This window comes from Microbacterium sp. zg-Y1090 (assembly GCF_030246945.1).
GTDB lineage: Bacteria > Actinomycetota > Actinomycetes > Actinomycetales > Microbacteriaceae > Microbacterium > Microbacterium wangruii.
Genome location: NZ_CP126742.1, coordinates 1,359,352 through 1,374,202 on the forward strand (window position 1 = coordinate 1,359,352; position 14,851 = coordinate 1,374,202).

At 71.7% G+C, this 14,851-nt stretch carries 12 protein-coding genes; 4 read left to right on the forward strand and 8 right to left on the reverse strand.

The annotated features are described in order from the left end of the window. Window positions 1-34: 34 nt before the first annotated feature. Together nudC and QNO26_RS06395 are read left to right on the forward strand one after the other, a co-directional pair. Window positions 35-949, forward strand: a complete 915-nt coding sequence (nudC, locus tag QNO26_RS06390) for an NAD(+) diphosphatase (RefSeq protein ID WP_257531280.1) — start codon at window positions 35-37, stop codon at window positions 947-949. Then, window positions 946-2,703 carry an ATP-dependent helicase gene (locus QNO26_RS06395; RefSeq protein ID WP_257531278.1) on the forward strand — a complete coding sequence of 586 codons (1,758 nt, stop codon included), beginning with the start codon at window positions 946-948 and terminating at the stop codon, window positions 2,701-2,703. Before nudC ends, QNO26_RS06395 begins: the two co-directional genes overlap by 4 nt. A gap of 770 nt (window positions 2,704-3,473) precedes the next feature. Here QNO26_RS06395 and QNO26_RS06400 read toward each other — a convergent pair. Next, window positions 3,474-4,928, reverse strand: a complete 1,455-nt coding sequence (locus tag QNO26_RS06400; RefSeq protein ID WP_257531276.1) for a zinc-dependent metalloprotease — start codon at window positions 4,926-4,928, stop codon at window positions 3,474-3,476. A gap of 131 nt (window positions 4,929-5,059) precedes the next feature. Here QNO26_RS06400 and QNO26_RS06405 point away from each other — a divergent pair, with 131 nt between their 5' ends. After that, the gene (locus tag QNO26_RS06405; protein WP_257531274.1) at window positions 5,060-6,187 is read left to right on the forward strand and encodes a YlbL family protein; all 1,128 of its coding nucleotides are present in this window, start codon (window positions 5,060-5,062) and stop codon (window positions 6,185-6,187) included. A 57-nt stretch (window positions 6,188-6,244) separates the two neighbouring features. After that, a complete protein-coding gene (locus tag QNO26_RS06410; RefSeq protein ID WP_257531272.1) occupies window positions 6,245-9,187 on the forward strand; it encodes a UPF0182 family membrane protein in 2,943 nt (980 codons plus the stop codon). A gap of 75 nt (window positions 9,188-9,262) precedes the next feature. Here the strand turns inward: QNO26_RS06410 and QNO26_RS06415 are convergent, their stop codons facing one another. Genes QNO26_RS06415 through idi form a run of 7 tightly spaced genes read right to left on the reverse strand, consistent with a single transcriptional unit; the run spans window position 9,263 to window position 14,791 of the window. Then, window positions 9,263-10,129, reverse strand: coding sequence for a prenyltransferase (locus tag QNO26_RS06415; RefSeq protein ID WP_257531270.1), 867 nt, complete (start codon window positions 10,127-10,129; stop codon window positions 9,263-9,265). Further along, entirely contained in the window at window positions 10,126-10,431 is a 306-nt protein-coding gene (locus QNO26_RS06420) for a lycopene cyclase domain-containing protein (protein WP_257531268.1), read from the reverse strand. The genes QNO26_RS06415 and QNO26_RS06420 overlap by 4 nt, the downstream gene beginning before the upstream one ends. Next, window positions 10,428-10,763, reverse strand: a complete 336-nt coding sequence (locus tag QNO26_RS06425) for a lycopene cyclase domain-containing protein (RefSeq protein WP_257638326.1) — start codon at window positions 10,761-10,763, stop codon at window positions 10,428-10,430. The genes QNO26_RS06420 and QNO26_RS06425 overlap by 4 nt, the downstream gene beginning before the upstream one ends. Continuing rightward, the gene (crtI, locus tag QNO26_RS06430) at window positions 10,763-12,322 is read right to left on the reverse strand and encodes a phytoene desaturase family protein (RefSeq protein WP_257531263.1); all 1,560 of its coding nucleotides are present in this window, start codon (window positions 12,320-12,322) and stop codon (window positions 10,763-10,765) included. Before crtI ends, QNO26_RS06425 begins: the two co-directional genes overlap by 1 nt. Continuing rightward, complete coding sequence (locus QNO26_RS06435; protein ID WP_257531261.1) at window positions 12,319-13,185, reverse strand: phytoene/squalene synthase family protein; 867 nt, start codon at window positions 13,183-13,185, stop codon at window positions 12,319-12,321. The genes crtI and QNO26_RS06435 overlap by 4 nt, the downstream gene beginning before the upstream one ends. Continuing rightward, a complete protein-coding gene (locus QNO26_RS06440; protein ID WP_257531259.1) occupies window positions 13,182-14,240 on the reverse strand; it encodes a polyprenyl synthetase family protein in 1,059 nt (352 codons plus the stop codon). The genes QNO26_RS06435 and QNO26_RS06440 overlap by 4 nt, the downstream gene beginning before the upstream one ends. Then, window positions 14,237-14,791: an isopentenyl-diphosphate Delta-isomerase gene (idi, locus tag QNO26_RS06445; protein ID WP_257638327.1), complete on the reverse strand. Its 555-nt coding sequence runs from the start codon at window positions 14,789-14,791 to the stop codon at window positions 14,237-14,239. The genes QNO26_RS06440 and idi overlap by 4 nt, the downstream gene beginning before the upstream one ends. Window positions 14,792-14,851 lie beyond the last annotated feature (60 nt).

Below are 14,851 nucleotides of genomic sequence, written 5' to 3' on the forward strand. Positions count from 1 at the left end.
CACCCCCGCGCCACGCCCGCAAGGAAGGTCCTGGATGACGGTGCCCGACAGCCCGCAGCCCCTGTGGCCGCTTGCCTCCGGGCTCGACCGCGCCGCGGAGGAACGCGCCGACGAGGGACTCATCGACCGTCTGCGCGCCGATGCCGGCACCCGTGTCCTGGTGCTGCACGGCGACCGCGTGCCGCTGGCATCCGACGCCGCCATCGCCTGGGTGACGCCCGCTCAGCCGGAGGGCCCGGCGGTGCACTGGGCGTTCCTCGGACGCGACGCCGATGGTGCGGCGCTGCTGCTGGCCGCCGTCGCCGCAGACGCCCCCGTGCCCCACCGGTGGGAGCGCTGGGGTGCGCTGCGGACCGTCGGGGGCGATCTCGCCGGGGTCGACGCGCCCGCGTTCGCGACGGGGCTGAGCCTGGGGCGGTGGCTCGTCGACGCGCCGTTCTGTCCCGCGTGCGGGTCGGCCACTCGCGTGCACTCCTCGGGCTGGGCGCGCACGTGCACCGGCTGCGGGCGTCAGCACTTCCCGCGCACCGATCCCGCCGTCATCGTCGCCGTCAGCAGCCCCGACCGGAAGCGCCTGCTGCTGGGGTCGAACGCGCTGTGGGCGCAGCAGAACCGGTACTCCACGTTCGCGGGCTTCGTCGAGGCGGGCGAGTCGCTGGAGTCGGCGGTGGCCCGCGAGGTGCACGAGGAGGCGGGCGTGCGGCTGTCGCAGGTGCGGTACGGGGGGTCCCAGGCCTGGCCGTATCCGCGCTCCCTCATGCTGGGCTTCCACGCCGTCGCCGACGACGAGCATGCCGCGCGGGCCGACGGCGAGGAGATCGTCGCGGTGCGCTGGTTCGACCGCGCCGAGATCGGTGCGGCCCTGGGCGGTGGGGGAGAGGTCCTTCTCCCCGGCCCTGCGTCCATCGCCCGTCGCCTGATCACCCAGTGGCACGCGGAGGCACGGTGAGCATCGATCCCCTCGCCGGGCTCGACGAGACGCAGTTGACCGCGGCGACCGCGCTGCGCGGGCCGGTGTGCGTTCTTGCCGGTGCGGGCACCGGCAAGACCCGCGTCATCACGCACCGCATCGCCCACGGTGTCGACACCGGGGCGTACTCGCCCGGTCGGGTCATGGCCGTGACGTTCACGACCAAGGCAGCGGGCGAACTGCGCGGACGGCTGCGGGCGCTCGGGGTGCCCGGCGTCTCCGCCCGCACGTTCCACGCCGCCGCCCTGGCACAGCTGAACTTCTTCTGGCCGCAGCTGGCCGGCGGCAGCGCCCCGTCGATCGTCAACGGCAAAGTGCGCATGCTCGCGCATGCCTCCGACGCGCTGGGCTTCGATCCCGGACCGGCCGCCCTCCGTGACGTCGCCGCCGAGATCGAGTGGCGGAAGGTCACGATGCGCAGCATCGAGGAGTACGCCCTCGCCCGCCCGCGGGGAGTGGCCGGACTCGACGTGTCCCAGGTGGTCGATCTGCAGCGCTCCTACGAGAAGCTGAAGGACGAGCGCCACCAGCTGGACTTCGAGGACGTGCTGCTGGCCTGCGCGGGCATGATCGAGACCGAGCCGCACGTGGCGGCCGCCGTGCGCGAACAGTACCGCCACTTCACGGTGGACGAGTTCCAGGACGTCTCTCCGGTGCAGTATCGCCTGCTCGAACTGTGGCTCGGCGAGCGGCGCGACCTGTGCGTCGTCGGCGATGCCAGCCAGACCGTGTACTCCTTCGCCGGCGCCGATCCGCAGTACCTGCTGGGCTTCGCCGAGCGGCATCCCGACGCCCGGGTGGTGCGGCTCGAGCGCAACTACCGGTCGGATGCCGCGGTCCTCGCCGTGGCCAACGACCTCATGCGGGACCGTCCCGGCGCCCTCTCGCTCGTCGCCGCCTCGGGGGAGGAGCCGGGACCCACCCCGACGGTGACGAGCTATCCCGACGACGCGGCCGAAGCCGCGGGCGTCGCCCGTGCCGTGGCGGCCCAGATCGCCGCCGGCACCGATCCGGACGACATCGCCGTGCTGTACCGCGCGAACGCACAGTCCGCGTCGATCCTCGCCGCCCTGGCCGAGCGGCAGATCGCGGCGACGGTGCTCGGCGGCAAGCGGTTCTTCGATCTGCCCGAAGTGCGTCAGGCGATCCTCGAGCTGCGCGGCGCGACGGTCGCGCCGCTGGACACCGCCTTCCTGCCGACGGTGCGCGACATCCTGCGTCGGGCCGGGCTCACCGACGAGCCTCCGCCGGCCGGCGGTGCGGTGCGCGACTCGTGGGAGGCGCGGGCGGCGATCCTGCGGCTGGCCGAGGAGGCGCCGGCAGGAACCACGCTGCGCACCTTCACCGACGACCTCATCGCCCGCGCGAAGGATCAGCACGAGCCGTCGCTGCGCACGGTCACGCTGGCCACCCTGCACGCTGCGAAGGGCCTGGAGTGGAAGCACGTGCACCTGATCGGCATGGCCGAGGGGCTGCTGCCGATCTCCTACGCCACGACGCTCGAGACCATCGACGAGGAGCGGCGCCTCGCCTATGTCGGAATCACGCGCGCCGCGCAGACCCTCTCGCTGTCGTGGGCGCGGGGAACGGGACAACGGGAGCGAGCGGTGTCGCGCTTCGTGCGGGAGATCGGCACAGGCAGTCTGCGTGCGGCAGATGCGCGTGCCACGTCGGGCGGGCGTGGCGGGCGTGGATCGTCGCCGACCGGCTCGCGCGGCCCGGTCTCGCGCTGACGAGCCGGCGGGCGATGACCGCCGCGTCGTAGAGGATGCTCCGGGGTGTCGCCGGGACGGGCAGCGCCAGGGCCTGGGCGGCGACGGCGGGCCAGGCCGGATCGGTGTCACGCCGGTGCGCGTGGAGGCAAGACAGGCAGGCGGTGCGGCCGGGGTGGACGACGGGCCCGACGTGCACCCGGTCGGAGCCGAGCAGCAGCGGCAGGTGCGCGATGTCGTCCCGCATGAACCGCGTCACGCGCCGGGGGTCGAGGAGGTAGGCCCCGACGGCCACAACCGGCGGTCCCGCATCGACCGCACGTGCGGGCAGCTCCCACCACGGGGCGAGCTCGGCCGCGGCGCCCGTCTCGGCGAAGGCGTCGACGATGGCGTCGGCGAGGTCGCCCGGGAAGTCGTGGGGCAGCTCCACCCGCACCGCCGGCGGTGGCGGCTCGTCGCGCCCGCCCAGCACCGGTTCGAGCGCCCGGCGCAGCCGCAGCGCGGCGCTCCGGTCCGCACCGAAGGCACGCGCGCACGCGTCGTACGCCGCAGTCGGGATGCCGCCGGCGAGGACGGCGATCATCCGCTCCTCCCACGGGGCGAGGTCGTCGAGCACGACGACGGCGTCGACGCCGAACTGCAGGCTGGTCTCGCTGCGCCAGAGCGGGGGATGCCGGGGGTCCAGTCGGAGCATGAGCCGATTGTGCGTCGCTGACCGCGCCCGCCGGGGCGGCTGTCCACAGCGTCCCCACCCCGCCGGGTGCGCGCCCCGCTGGGGAGGAGGCGCTGGGTCAGACCGGGCGGGGCCCGGCGGCGTCACCGTCGGGGTCGTCCTCGGCCGCCCCGTCCGTGTCGCCCGCTCCGTCCTCGGTTCCGCCATCCGCCGGTGCCCCGGCGCCGCCGCCTGCGGCATCCGCCTGAGCATCGTTCAGCAGCGCTTCGAGTGCTTCGTCCATCGCGTCGCGTTCGGGTTCGTCGCCCCGGGCGTGCGCCTGCATGCGGGCGACGAGCGCTGCGGGGTCGTCGATGTCGGCGGCGCCGGGCATGAGGTCGGGGTAGTCCCACAGCGAGTCGCGGCCGGCGATGCCCACGGCGTCGGTCACGGAGCGCCACATCGCGGCGGCTTCGCGCAGGCGCCGCGGTCGCACCTCCAGCCCCACGAGCGATCCGAGCGCCTGCTCGGCAGGCCCGCCCACGGCGCGACGGCGACGCACGACCTCGGCGATGCGGTAGGCCTCGGGCAGACGCGCCGTGGCGTCGTCGGTGACGACGTCGACCCAGCCCTCGATGAGCGCCAGAAGGGTCTCCAAGCGACCGAGCGCGGCGGTCTGCGCCTCGGTGCGCTGGGGGAGGAGGGCGCCGCTTTCGAGAGCCTGACGCAGCTCCTCGGGCTGCGAGGGGTCGAAGCGCGCCGCGAGGTCCTCCAGCGCCGAGGTGTCCACACGGATGCCGCGGGCGAACTCGGTCACCTGGGTGATGACGTGCAGGCGCAGCCATTTGGCGTGGCGGAACAGGCGCGCGTGGGCGAGCTCACGGGTCGCGAGGTAGAGGGCCAGCTGGTCGTCGGCGATGCCGAGGTCGCGGCCGAAGTCGGCGAAATTCTGCGGCAGGATCGCCGCCTCGCCGGCGGGCATGACCGGAAGGCCCACATCGCCGCCGCTGACCACCTCGGTCGACAGTCGCCCCACGACGGCGCCCAGCTGAGCGGCGAAGAGCGACCCGCCGACGGTGCGCATCAGCTTGCCTGCGCCCTGCACGACCGCGCGCATCTCCTCGGGCACCTGCTCGTCCAGTGCGTCCGTGAGCGCATCGGCGATGCTCAGCGCCACCGGTTCGGCAAGCTCCTGCCACACCGGCAGGGTCGCCTCCACCCAGCCACCGCGCGTGAGGGTGCGGGCGGGGGCGGAGAGCTCGGAGATGGTGGTGGCCTCGCTCAGCCAGAGCGTCGCCAGGGTGAATGCCTCACCCAGGTCGGCGCGCTCGGTGTTGCTGATGCCCAGGCCGCCCTGGTTGGCGATGTGCAGCGCCTGACGTTTGGCCATGTCCCAGGGAATCCCGTCCGCGGGCGCCTGCGCGAACATGCCGCGCAGGTTCTGCATGACCGTCGCCATCATGGCGGGGTCGATGCCCATTCCCGACAGTCTCGCGAGCTGATCGGGATCCAGCGCCCCCGGCTGCCCGCCGAACAGCTGACGCATCAGTTCCTGGAACTCGTCCTCGGGGGAGCGGTCTTCGCCGTCGGCCATGTCGGGCGCCTTTCAGCAGGTGGGGGATGTCCCGTTCTACGCTAGTGGCACGCTCCCCTCGCACCACCCGGCAGGTTTTCGCCGGTCGCGAACGACCGGTCGCGAACGACCCGGCACAGGAAGGCCTGCCAGTGGCCCTTTTCGATGAGAACGTCACGATCGTCCCCGCCCCGCGGCGGCGGCCCTCCCGGGGGACCATCGCCGGCATCTGGGCCCTGGTGGTCGCACTCGTGGTGCTGCTCGTGCTCACCTTCCTGCCGACGGCGTATGTGATCCAGCAGCCCGGCCCCGTGTACGACACCCTCGGCACCGCGCGCACCGCCGACGGCACCGACGTGCCGCTGATCTCGGTGGAGGGCGCCGAGACCTACCCGACGGCCGGCACGCTGGATCTGCTGACGGTGCAGGTCGAGGGCAACCGCGAGCGTCCGCCGTCGTGGTTCGAACTCGCACTGGCCTGGTTCGATCGCACGCGCGCCGTCGTCCCCATCGATGAGGTGTTCCCGCGGGGCCAGACCAGCGAGGAGCGCAGCGAGGAGAGTTCGGCGATGATGGTCGACTCGCAGCAGGAGGCCACCGCCGCGGCGCTGGGCGAGCTGGGGTACGACGTCGGCGCCGAGCTGACGGTGCATTCCCTCACCGATGACTCCGCGGCACGGGATCTGCTGGAGGAGGGCGACGTGATCGTGGCGGTCGACGGCCGCGACGTCGCCGATGCCGCGGCCGTCCGGGCCGTCGTCGCCGAGGCCGCCGGTGCGCCGGTCACCCTCACCGTGCGCCGCGACGGCGAGACCCGCGACGTGTCGGTCACGCCGACCGAGCAGGAGGTGGACGGCGAGACGCTGTGGCTGCTGGGCGTGACGCTCATGCAGTCGTACGACTTCCCGATCGACGTCACCATCCAGCTCGACAACGTCGGCGGGCCGAGCGCGGGCATGATGTTCGCCCTCGGCATCATCGACCTGCTCACGCCGGGCGAACTCAACGGCGGCGCCGACGTGGCGGGAACGGGCACCATCGTCGGCACGGGCGAGGTGGGACCCATCGGCGGCATCCGTCAGAAGCTCTGGGGCGCGCAGGATGCCGGAGCGGAGATCTTCCTCGCGCCGACGGCGAACTGCGGCGAGGTCGTCGGCCATGTCCCCGACGGGCTGCAGGTGTTCGCGGTCGAGACGCTCGACGACGCGCTCGAGGTGCTCGAGACGGTGCGGGACGAGGGCGACCTGGCGGCCCTACCCACCTGTGAACCTGCCCGCTGATCGTTTCTCGGCGTCTGCTCGGCATCCCGGCGGAACGGAGCCGCCTAGGATTGAGGGGTGACCACGACCTCAGCGCCGAACCAGGCCACGCCCAGCACCTCCCGCAGAGCCATCACGATCACCCTCGCGATCATCGCGCTGCTGGTGATCGCGTTCTTCGCGTTCTCCAACCTGTACGCCGACTGGCTCTGGTACGAGCAGCTCGGCTTCGACAGCGTGCTGGTGACGCAGTGGACCGCGCGGGTGACCATGTTCGCCATCGGCTTCTTCGCCATGGCGGTGCCGGTGTGGATCGCCATCCAGCTCGCCTATCGCCTGCGACCGGTGTACGCGCGTCTCAGCTCGCAGCTGGACCGCTACCAGGAGGTCGTGGAGCCCCTGCGCCGCCTGGCGATGTGGGGCATCCCGGTCTTCTTCGGCTTCTTCGCCGGCTTCGCCGCGTCGTCGCAGTGGGAGACCACGTGGCTGTGGCTCAACGGCGTGGCCACCGATGTGGCCGACCCCGAGTTCGGCCTCGACACCGGCTTCTACCTGTTCGCGATGCCGTTCTACACCGCCGTGCTCGGCTTCGTCTCGGCCGTGCTGCTGATCTGCCTGCTGGTCACCGCCGTCGTGTCCTACCTCTACGGGTCGGTGCGCGTGGGTCAGCGCGAGCTGCGCATCTCGAAGTCCGCCCGCATCCAGCTGGCTGTGCTCGCCGGTCTCTACCTGCTCGTGCAGGCCGCGAGCCTGTGGCTCGACCGCTACCGCAGCCTCGTGCAGGACAGCGACCGCATCACCGGCGCCAGCTACATCGACGTCAACGCGATCATCCCCGGACAGGCGATCCTCGCCGTCATCGCCGCCCTGGTCGCGGTGCTCTTCTTCGTCACCGCGATCATCGGCCGCTGGCGCTACCCCCTCATCGCGACCGCGCTGCTGATCGTGTCGTCGCTCGTGGTGGGTGTGGCCTACCCGTGGTTCGTCTTCAACGTGCAGGTGCGACCCAACCAGCAGACGCTGGAGATGCCGTTCTTCGAGCGCAACCTGGAGGCGACCAAGTCCGCCTACGGCATCGACACGCTCGAGCGCACCGACTTCGAGGCGGTCACCGACGTCGAGCCCGGCCAGCTGCGCGAGGACGCCGAGACCACGGCATCCATCCGCATCATGGACCCGGCGATCATCAACCCCACGGTGCGTCAGATCGAGCAGTACCGGTCGTACTACCAGTTCACCGACCCGCTCGACGTCGACCGCTACGACATCGACGGCCAGTCGCAGGACACCGTCGTGTCGGTGCGCGAGCTCAACCTCGCCCAGCTCGGCAACGCGGCATCGTGGTACAACACGACCCTCGTGTACACCCACGGGTACGGTCTCGTGGCCGCCAAGGGCAACGAGCGCACCGCCGACGGCAACCCGGTGTTCATCGAGCGAGGCATCCCCGTCACCGGCGAGCTCTCCGCCATCGGCGACGGCTTCGAGCCGCGGGTGTACTTCGGCGAATACTCGCCGATGTACTCGATCGTCGGCGCCCCTGCCGACCGTTCCCCCATCGAGCTGGACTACCCCAGCGGCGAGGACGGCGCGAACGAGACGAAGACGACCTTCGAGGGCGACGGCGGCCCGAGCATCGGCAACATGTTCAACCGCCTCATCTACGCGCTGAAGTTCCAGGCGACCGACATCCTCTTCTCCGACGCCATCAACGACGACTCGCAGATCCTCTACGACCGCGACCCGCTGAGCCGGGTGCAGAAGGCCGCGCCCTACCTGGAGCTCGACAACGACCCGTACCCGAGCGTCGTCGACGGGCGCATCGTGTGGATCGTCGACGGCTACACGCTGAGCGCGAACTACCCGTACTCCAGCACGGTGAGCCTGAGCGACGCGATCTCGGATTCGACCAACCCCACTCCGACGGTGGCGCTGGACAACATCAACTACATCCGCAACTCGGTCAAGGCCACGGTGGACGCCTACGACGGCTCGGTCACGCTGTACGCCTGGGACACCGAGGACCCGCTGCTGCAGGCGTGGCAGAACGTCTATCCGTCGACGCTCGAGCCCATCTCGGAGATGTCGGGCGAGCTGATGAGCCACGTGCGCTACCCGACCGACCTGTTCAAGGTGCAGCGGGCCATGCTCGGCAACTACCACGTCGAGGACGCGCAGTCGCTGTACCAGCGCGACAACGCGTGGAAGACGCCGAACGACCCGCAGGAGGACACGCAGCTGCAGCCGCCGTACTACCTGACGATGCAGATGCCCGGCCAGGAGAACCCGGCGTACTCCATGTTCACCACCTTCATCCCGGGCGGTGAGGACACGCGCAACGTGCTCATGGGCTACCTCGCGGTCGATTCCGACGCCGGCGCCGAAGACGGCGTGAAAGCCGAGGACTACGGCAAGCTGCGCATGCTCATCGTCGATGCCGAGACGCCCGTGCCCGGTCCCGGACAGGTGCAGAACACCTTCAACGCCGACCCCGGCGTGTCGTCGTTCGTGAACATCCTGCAGCAGGGTCAGTCGCAGGTGCTCAACGGCAACCTGCTGACGCTCCCGGTCGGCGGCGGCCTGCTCTACGTGCAGCCGGTGTTCGTGCAGTCCTCCGGGGCCACGAAGCTGCCGACCCTGCAGAAGGTGCTGGTCGGCTTCGGCGACGAGGTCGCCTTCGAGGACACGCTGCAGGATGCGCTGGACGTGCTGTTCGGCGGCGACTCCGGGGCCGTGACCGGTGACGAGGGCGTGACGCCCACCGATCCGATCGATCCGGACGCGCCGGTGGATCCGAACGCGCCGGTCATCCCCGTCGACGAGTACGAGGGCGCCCTTGAGGCCGCCCGCCAGGCGATGGTCGACCGCCAGACGGCGCTGCAGGCCGGCGACCTGGCCGGGTTCGCCGAGGCGGACGAGCGGCTCACCGCCGCTGTCGAGACGCTGCTCGAGCTGAGCGAGCAGGGGACCAACGGCACCACCGGCGGGACGGGCGACGAGGGCTCGACCGACGGGGAGTGACCCCGCGCTCCGCTGAGGCGTGAACCGAACGAAGGCCCCCGGGACACCCGGGGGCCTTCGTCGTGGGCGTACGGCTCAGGGGTGCAGGACCACCCACCAGATCAGCAGCATCGTGACGCCGAAGCCGGCGAACTGGTTGAGCCACAGGAAGCGGCGCCAGCCGCGCGTGGCCTCCGCTGCGGTGTCGTCGGTGATCGAGCGGTGGGGCCAGAGCGTGGCGAGATACGGCAGCACCAGCAGGGCGGCGAGCGGTCCCGGCCATGCGGTGAACAGCATGACGATGCCGGCGGCCGCATAGCAGGCCAGCGCGAAGCGCACCGTCCACCGGGCGCCGCGGGCGGTCGCGATCGACGAGATGCCCGCTTCGCGGTCGGCGACGACGTCCTGCACGGCGCCGAAGGCGTGGGAGGCGATGCCCCAGAGCCCGAAGGCCACGATGACGAGCACCAGCTGCCACGTCCACGCGGCATCCGCCAGCACGAGCGCGTAGACGGCCGGGGAGAAGAAGTGGATCGAGCTGGTGATCGAGTCGGCGAAGGGGCGTTCCTTCAGCCGCAGCGGCGGGGCGCTGTAGAAGACGACGAAGAACAGGCTCGCCGCCAGCACCGCCCAGGATGCGGGGGAGCCGACCACGACGAGGTACACCACGAACGGCAGGCATGACAGCCCGGCCGCCCACAGCGTCGGGGCGTGCAGGCTGCGGTCGAGCACGGCGCCGTGCGCGCCTCCCTTGCGGGGGTTGCGCAGGTCGGACTCGTAGTCGAAGACGTCGTTGATGCCGTACATCGCCAGGTTGTACGGCACGAGGAAGAACAGGGTCCCCACGATGAGCACCGTGTCGATCTCGCGGGTGGTCAGCAGGTACGCCGCCGCGAACGGGAACGCGGTGTTGATCCAGCTCACCGGGCGCGACGAGACCAGCAGCTGCGTCGCGGCGTTCATGCGCGGCTCCGCGGGGTGAGCAGCGTCCACACCGCGGGGACGAGGAACGCCGCGCAGAGCGGGTAGGAGAAGTCTTCGATGGGCGCGAGGCCGATGCGGATGCCGCTGATGTTGTGCTCCGGGTAGGTGAAGAGGTCCACGGCGATCATGATGTTGTCGAAGACGGCCGTGAGGATCAACAGCACCACCGCAGCGACGGCCGACGCCGCCATGCGACGCCCGAAGTCGGGCCGGGTGGCACTGGCGAGGGTGGTGATCAGGGTGACCAGTGCGAACGGGACGATGATGAGGGCGTAGGTCACGCGGTCTCCTCCTGCGACCGCCGCGGCCCTTGCAGGCGCTGTGCGCCGCGGAAGCAGACCAGCGCCAGGTACGACAGGAAGGCCAGGAACACCGGCTCCTCCAGCGGCAGGTGCGGCGCGAGATCGATTCCGAGCAGCAGCGGGCTGTCGCCCTTGACGAACACCCCCTGGACGATGGCGACGGCGTCCCACGCGAGGAAGAACGCCGCCCCGATCGCGACCGCTGCCGCGGTGCGCCCCGGCGCGTGCCACCAGGCGAGGCGGAAGCGCGCATCGAGCGCGGCGATCCCGGCGGCGGACAGCAGGATCGCCAGCAGGTACAGCCCCGGCATCACGCCCCCGTGGTCGCCGGGACGGGAAGGGGGCCGGCGGTGCGGTCGCCGCGCAGGCGCTTGAGGACGAGCTCGGCGGAGATGAGACACATCGGCAGGCCGATTCCGGGCAGCGCGGACGTGCCCGCGTAGTAGAGGCCGTCCACCTTCTTCGAGGCGTTTCCCGGCCGGAACATGGCGCTCTGGAACAGCGTGTGCGCCAAACCCAGAGAGTTGCCGCGCCACGCGTTGAGGTCGGCAGCGAAGTCGCCCGGTGCGACGGTGCGGCGCACCCGGATGCGCTCGGCGAGGTCGGGGATGCCGGTCCATTGCGCGATCTGGGCGATAGCCGTATCGGCTGCGCGCTCGATGAGGGCGTCGCCGTCGCCGTCGATCCCGCCGCGGCCGAGGCTCGGGTCGGCCGGGATCGGCACCAGCACGAAGAGGTTCTCGCTGCCCTCGGGCGCGACCGACGGGTCGGTCGCGCTGGGGCGGCACACGTACAGCGACGCCGGCTCCGGGATGCGGGTGTCGCGGCCGAAGATGACCGAGAAGTTCTCCCGCCAGTCGCGGGCGAACAGCAGGGTGTGGTGCGCGAGCTGCGGCAGCTCGCCCTCGACGCCCAGCATCAGCAGCAGCGCGCCGGGGCTCGGGATGCGCGAGCGCCACCACTTCTCCGGGCGCTCCCGCTGGTGCTCCGGGAGCAGCGCGGTCTCGGTGTGGTGCAGGTCGGCGGTGGAGACCACCACGTCGGCGTCGATGCGGGTGCCGTCGGCGAGGTCCACGCCGGTCGCGTCGCGACCTGCGGTGCGGATGCCGGTGACCGGCGTGCCGGTGCGCACCTCCACGCCGCGGGCGCGGGCGAGCCGCTCGATCGCGGCGATCACGGTGGTGAAGCCGCCCTGCGGGTAGAGCACCCCCTCGTCGAGGTCGAGGTGGCTCATCAGGTGGTACAGGCTCGGCACGCCGTACGGCGAGCCGCCGAGGAAGACCGCGGGGTACCCGAGCACCTGGCGCAGCAGCGGGTCCTGGAATCGGCTTTCCACCAGCGTGGACAGTCGCCGTGCGAGCAGCGGGGCCAGCTGCGGCAGACGTTTGAGCAGCTCGGGGTCGCGCAGTCCCGCGGTGGTCTCGTAGGTGTCGTAGAGGAAGCGGGTGACGGCCAGGTCGTAGGCGTCGCCGGCGGAGTCGAGGTACTGCGTGAGACGCGCACCGGCGCCCGGCTCGCGCTGCTCGAACAGCGCGACCGCTTCGGCCCGCCCCGAGACGATGTCGAGCGGGTCCGCGGCTGTGCCCGGCTCCGGCTGGCCGTATACGCGGTACGCGGGGGTCAACGGCACGAGGTCGAGCTCCGCCGCCGCGCTCGTGCCGAGCAGGGCGAAGAAGTGGTCGAAGACCTCGGGCATGAGGTACCAGCTCGGGCCGGTGTCGAACCGGAACCCGTCGCGCTCCCACGATCCGGCGCGGCCGCCCAGCTCGTCTCTGCCCTCGACGAGCGTGACGTCGTGCCCTTCTTCGGCCAGCAGCGCGGCCGTGGCCAGTCCCGCGATTCCGCCGCCGATCACGACCGTGCGCGTCATGTGCGCGCTCCCTTCGGGCCGAAGCCCAGCATTGCCCTCGCTGCGAGCGTAGCCTTCACCGGGTCGGGCACCCGCACGCGGGTGTCGGTTCCCTCGCCGCCGGCGGCGCGCAGACGCGCCGCCAGGCTCGCGAAGAGATCGTGGGCCGCCGTCACGGCGCGGCGGCTGTCGGCGGGGAGCAGCGGCACGACCGCCGCCGCAGCGGCGAGGTCGGCGTCGATGCGGTCGAGCACCTCGGCGCGGGTCGCGCCGCCCGCGCGCACGCCGAGGTAGTCACGTCCCAGTGCCCCGGAATCGTGCGAGAGGTCGCGCAGGAAATTGACGTCTTGGAAGGCCGCTCCGAGTCGTCGCGCGCCGTCGACCAGCGCGGGGGAGGGCGTGGTGGGAGCCGGCGCGCCGGCGTTGACGAACACCTGCAGGCACATCAGTCCCACGACTTCGGCGGAGCCGTACACGTAGGCGTCGTGGCTGGAGGCATCGTGCGCGGCGACGTCGAGGTCGGTGCGCATCGATGCGAAGAACGGCCGCACCAGGTCGGCGCCGATGCCGGTCTCGCGCGCGGTGCGGCAGAACGCGTGCACGATGAGGTTCGCCGAGAACCCTCTGGTGAGGGCGGTCAGCGTCTCGGCCTCGAGTTCGTCGAGCACCCGGCGCAGCGTCTCGGGTGCGAGCCCCGCCTCGGCCCCCGGGCCGTCGACGATCTCGTCGGCCACCCGCACCAGCGCGTACACATTGCGGACGTGCCCGCGCACCCGCGCGCCGAGCAGTCGCGTCGCGAGCGAGAACGACGTCGAGTAGGCCGAGATGATGGTGGCGGCGGCGTCGCGCGCCGCCCTGTCGTAGAGGTCCAGACCCGTACTCACGGGATGCGTGCTCCGATCGCGTCGCAGAGTTGCGCCAGCAGCAGCGTCGCAGGCGACGGCAGTGCATCGTCGGCGGCGGCGACCCTGGCTTCGGCGAGCGTACCCTGCACGAGCTCGACCAGGCGGGTGCGCGCGCCGCTGGCATCCAGCGCGCGCTGCGCGTCGCGCACCGCGACGGGGCCGGTCCACGCCAGCGCGATCGCATCGTCGACCTGTGTCCAGGCCGCGCTCTCCCGGGCGAGGGAGACCAGCGGCGTCCGCTTCGCGGCACGGAGGTCCGCGCCCTCCGCCCGTCCGGCCTGCGCGGCGGGGGAGAAAGCCCCGATGAGGTCGTCGACGAGCTGGAACGCGAGGCCCGCCAGAGCGCCGGATCGGCCGAGCGCGGCGTCGGTGGCAGCCGGTGCGCCGGCCAGCGCCGCGCCCGCTCGCAGCGGAGCGGCGAAGGAGTACACGGCGGTCTTGTCGTGCGTCGTCACCAGCAGCTCCGCGGTGTCGGGGCAGTCCTGCCGCACTGCGTTCGACACGTCCGAGAGCTCACCCGCCGCCGAGACGAGAACAGCGTCGTCGAGCAGGTCGAGCAGGGCGGCGCGCGCGGCGGAGGGCAGCTCGGCGAGGGCGATCATGCGGGTCGCCTCGTGCAGCAGCACGTCTCCGGCGAGGATGCCTGCCGTCTCTCCCAGCAGGTTCGCTCCCGTGTCCGGCACGCCCTGCGCTCGGGCGCGGGCGGCGAACTCCCCGGCGACGTTGGGCTCCCCCCGACGCTCGGTGTCGCGATCGATCACATCGTCGTGGACGACGAACGCGGTGTGGAGCAGCTCGAACGCGGCGGCGACCTGGAACACCGGGTCGCCGGGCGCCTCACCGCCGCAGGCGCGGTAGGCGGCCACGACCAGTGCGGGGCGGAATCTCTTGCCGCCGGCTGCTGCGCGGCGCATCGCCCCGGCGAGGGGGCGCATGTCGCCCGTGAGGGACTCGAGCCGACTGTCGAGGCGATCGAACGCGGCGTCGATGGCGCCGTCGATGCAGGCGCGGTCCTGCGCCGAGAGGGGGATCACGGCGCACCGCGTCCGGAGTGCGTCAGCGCATCGAACACCCGCATCTGCTCGGCCTGCAGCACCAGCCACGGGCTGAACGCCCACGGCGTGGCCGTCAGCGCCTTGGCGAGGTCTGCCGGGTCGACCCAGCGGGCTTCCGCCACCTCCCGCGGGTTGAGCACCGGCTCGCCGCTCGCGCGTGCGGTGTAGACGGGGCAGATCTCGTGCTCGACGATGCCCGACGCGTCGACGGCGCGGTAGCGGAACAACGGCAGGGTGACCTCGATGTCGGTCAGATGCAGGCCGACTTCGTAGTCGGCACGGCGCCGCACGGCGGCGAGCAGCGTCTCGGCGGGTCGGGGATGACCGCAGAAGGAGTTGCTCCACACGCCGGGCCATGTCTTCTTGTCCAGGGCGCGACGGGTGACGAGCACTTGGCCCTCGTCGTTGAGCACGTGGCAGGAGAAAGCGAGATGCAGGGCGGTGTCGGTGCCGTGCACGCTCGCCTTCGGGGCGGTGCCGATCTCGCGTCCGTCGTCGTCGAGGAGGACGACCAGCTCTTCATCATTCATTAGCACTCCTGGTTGCTAGTTTATCTAGCGATCTGGCACGATGATACCGATGGTGAGCGG

Coding starts and splice junctions, on each gene's coding strand:
- QNO26_RS06425 (WP_257638326.1), bottom strand. CDS start 10,763: ATGCCGGGGCTGTACCTGCTGGCGATCCTGCTGTCCGCCGCCGGGATC.
- QNO26_RS06415 (WP_257531270.1), bottom strand. CDS start 10,129: ATGAACGCCGCGACGCAGCTGCTGGTCTCGTCGCGCCCGGTGAGCTGG.
- nudC (WP_257531280.1), top strand. CDS start 35: ATGACGGTGCCCGACAGCCCGCAGCCCCTGTGGCCGCTTGCCTCCGGG.
- QNO26_RS06400 (WP_257531276.1), bottom strand. CDS start 4,928: ATGGCCGACGGCGAAGACCGCTCCCCCGAGGACGAGTTCCAGGAACTG.
- crtI (WP_257531263.1), bottom strand. CDS start 12,322: ATGACGCGCACGGTCGTGATCGGCGGCGGAATCGCGGGACTGGCCACG.
- idi (WP_257638327.1), bottom strand. CDS start 14,791: ATGAATGATGAAGAGCTGGTCGTCCTCCTCGACGACGACGGACGCGAG.